The sequence below is a fragment of the Streptococcus sp. SM3 genome, from assembly GCF_027497875.1.
Map to the genome: position 1 here is coordinate 1 of NZ_JAJNSA010000165.1, position 3,073 is coordinate 3,073.

Below are 3,073 nucleotides of genomic sequence, written 5' to 3' on the forward strand. Positions count from 1 at the left end.
CAATCTCACTCTTTAGATTGTCCCGTGAACTCTTTAAATCACTATGAAGGGTTGTAAACACCTGACCCGGTAACTTTGCATGATTGCTTGAATCAATCTGGTAGTAACCATCCTTGTACAGTAGGAGGTTAGTTGAGTAGTCATTCATCAGGTTGACCAGAGTTTGAAGAAGAGTCCCATGCACCTCTACTAGGTAATTGCGCATACTCGAGATGGCCTGACCTTGGAGATTTTGATTGTTGATGAAGTCGCTCATAGCCTTATTTAGATTAGCGATGGCCTCTTCCCAAGCATTCATCGTCTTTTGACTTTCCACTTGAACAGAGGTAATATCATCAAATTTTATCTTGTAACTCATAGAACCTCCCTACTGCAAGCCAGAAAACATTGTTTGTCCCAATACAGTATCTGTACGGGCCAACTCTTTTCCTGTAGCTGACATCAAGGTGATGTCTGTTCCCAATAAGGACGTATAGCTCGTCATCAACTGATAGAGCTCATTGAATTGTTCCTGATACAAATCGAGCACCTTGGATTCCGATGTCGTGTTGAAGTTTGGCTTACTCACTCCAGCCAAACTAGCCTGAGCCTTGGTCAAACTACTGATGTGCGCGTTAAACAGAACCTCAGATAATTGAATCGTTCCATACATGGCCTTACCCCTCCTTCGTATGTAGCAGCTTCTCGATGATATTTCCCAGATTATTCATCTGACTTTGGCACCAACCAATAATGCCATGTTCTTCATTCTTTTGGTTCTCTAACCTAGTGATTTCATCACAGATGGCATCATAGAAGGTATCCATCTCTGTTTGGAAACTCGTGTAGTCACTGGAAAAGGTTTCCCACTGCTTGGTGAAGGCATCTTTTTGTTTGCCTTGCCATTCCGGCTGGATATTGCGGTGGTTGATAGGATACCTGATATTGTGAACATTATGTTGACTTTGAAGAGAATTCTATTTAAAGCAAGAGTTTACCAATAAAACATTAGTAAACTCTTGTTTCATTTATTCTATCATAAAAGGAGGAGTTGTTCTGATTGTTGCCCAATAATAAGAACTATTTTGATTGTTTATATAAGTGTTCCAGTAATTGTCGACATTTTTCGTCAATCAATTCTCTATTAGCCAGCTGTTGAATCCATTTTCCTGGGATGCCTTCCAGTTGATAGTGGGCTCCAGCCAAGGTACCTGTAATGGCACCGATGGTATCGGTATCCCCTCCAAGATTAACGGCTTTTAGAACAGCTTCCTCAAAACTATCTGTTGTACCTAAACACCAGAGACAAGCCTTCAAGGTATCAACAACATAGCCTGTGGAAGCAATATCTTCCCTAGATTTTTGATAAAATTCTCTATCAAATATTTCACTAAAATGTTCTTGATACTCTTCCCAGTATTCTGGTTTTTTCTTAAAGTAATCTTCAAAATAAGGTTTTGATTGACAAAGTAATTTTTCTAGACGAATGTTAAGAAGAAAACCGATTAAAAGCTGGACATAAAGGATAGATGCCACGATAGATCTTGGATGAGCATGGGTCAACTTAGTATATTGCTCAATTATTTTTGATCTATAACTGAAATCAAAATTTTCATATAAGAGCAAAGCTAAGGGAGATATCCTCATCAAAGCTCCATTGCCATTGTCTCTCTCACTACTCCCTCCACATTTCTCTGGAGAAACTCCCGCCAAATACCGTTCAATCGCCTGATTAGTCGAAACACCAATATCAAAACAATATCCAAAAGGTGTGAGGTAGCCCTGACGATAAGCTACAAATTTATCCATCAACCCATTCAAATCAGAATCCTCACATAGGTGTTCAATAAGTGCTAAGGATAAAGAAGTATCATCTGACCAGGTACCAGCTGGTTGATTATAGGTTCCATAACCCACCATATCTGAAATATGGTAGGTATCTCTATCTCTGAACTCTACAGGGACTCCCAGTGCATCACCTATTGCCAGACCAAAGATAACCGAATTTATCTTTTGTTTAAGATTATATCTTCTATACTGATTTGAATCATCTTCCCATTTATCTCTTAATCTCATAGCCTTCTCCTATTCTATTAAATCCATTTTTAGAATAATATTATTATCAACTTTATCTATACCCTTTATTAAGAATTTTGAATTTCTTGGCAACAATAACTCATTTTCATTAGGGAACATACTGAAAGTGTTAACCATTCCTCCTTTAGAACCTTTTGGTGCGTTGATTTCCCATCTTACTTCACCTTTAAAGGCCGTTTCCCTCTCAACTGAAGTACTAACAAATGCTCGATCTTCAAAAGTTTTTCCTACTAACGAATTCCAATCCAGAGTTCCATTAAAGTTTTTATCAACCATATTCATGAAAGGCGCTGAATTTGTTCCTCTGTATAAAGTTAAATCAGCCGGCAATTCCATCTTAGACAATGCAGAATCGATATCAGAAATAGTTGAAGTTGAAATATGGCCTAAATCGTCACTGAACCCTCTTAAGTAGTTATTAATGTAGGTATAATCATTACTTGTATAAATTCGTACCCCCTCAGCTTCTGCATTTGTAAAACTTTGTTGGCTTTTTCTAAAATAGGCATCTAGTTCTTTCGTACTATACTTCGGTGCTTCGACCTCTACTTTCACCTCATTGAGACTAAACTTGCTGGCTGCTGAGGAGACCGCATAACCTCCTACGATATTCCCGATAAAGTTTGCGGTTTGGGCATCTTCCTCACTTCCACCTAGGAGCTTGGTCCCATGATAGGCAACCTGACCGGCTGTATAGGCACCGGCTTCTCCTATCGCAAACTGGGTCAAGCCCTTGACAACGCTCTGAGTCTGCCCTATGGGAATCATGATAGCACTCGCCGTCACAAAGATATTCCCAACATCATGATACAGCTTGTCATTCCCCATGAAAAGCGTATCTCGGATGCGATTATAGGATTTCGTATGAATATCCCCTGCATTTCCAAGTTGGATGTTATGAATCCCTTCCCCTGCATTAGACGCCCCATAAGCCGCTGTTCCAATTCCTGCGGTTAAGCCAGCCCCAACAACCAAGGGTGTCGCTGCCCCCATAGTT

General features: G+C 39.8%; 4 protein-coding genes and 1 pseudogene. All 5 read right to left on the bottom strand.

Annotated elements, in window-relative coordinates:
- Nucleotides 1–358, bottom strand: a 358-nt coding sequence (locus tag PAN06_RS13560; protein WP_269796585.1) for a T7SS effector LXG polymorphic toxin, incomplete at its 3' end; no start/stop codon positions are given.
- Between the two features lie 9 nt (nt 359–367).
- Entirely contained in the window at nt 368–652 is a 285-nt protein-coding gene (locus tag PAN06_RS13565) for a TIGR04197 family type VII secretion effector (RefSeq protein WP_269796586.1), read from the bottom strand.
- A gap of 4 nt (nt 653–656) precedes the next feature.
- A pseudogene (locus PAN06_RS13570) lies at nt 657–929 on the bottom strand (DUF5082 family protein); the annotation flags it as partial.
- A gap of 130 nt (nt 930–1,059) precedes the next feature.
- Nucleotides 1,060–2,055: an ADP-ribosylglycohydrolase family protein gene (locus PAN06_RS13575; protein WP_269796587.1), complete on the bottom strand. Its 996-nt coding sequence runs from the start codon at nt 2,053–2,055 to the stop codon at nt 1,060–1,062.
- 9 nt (nt 2,056–2,064) lie between these two features.
- Nucleotides 2,065–3,073, bottom strand: a 1,009-nt coding sequence (locus PAN06_RS13580; protein WP_269796588.1) for an ADP-ribosyltransferase, incomplete at its 5' end; no start/stop codon positions are given.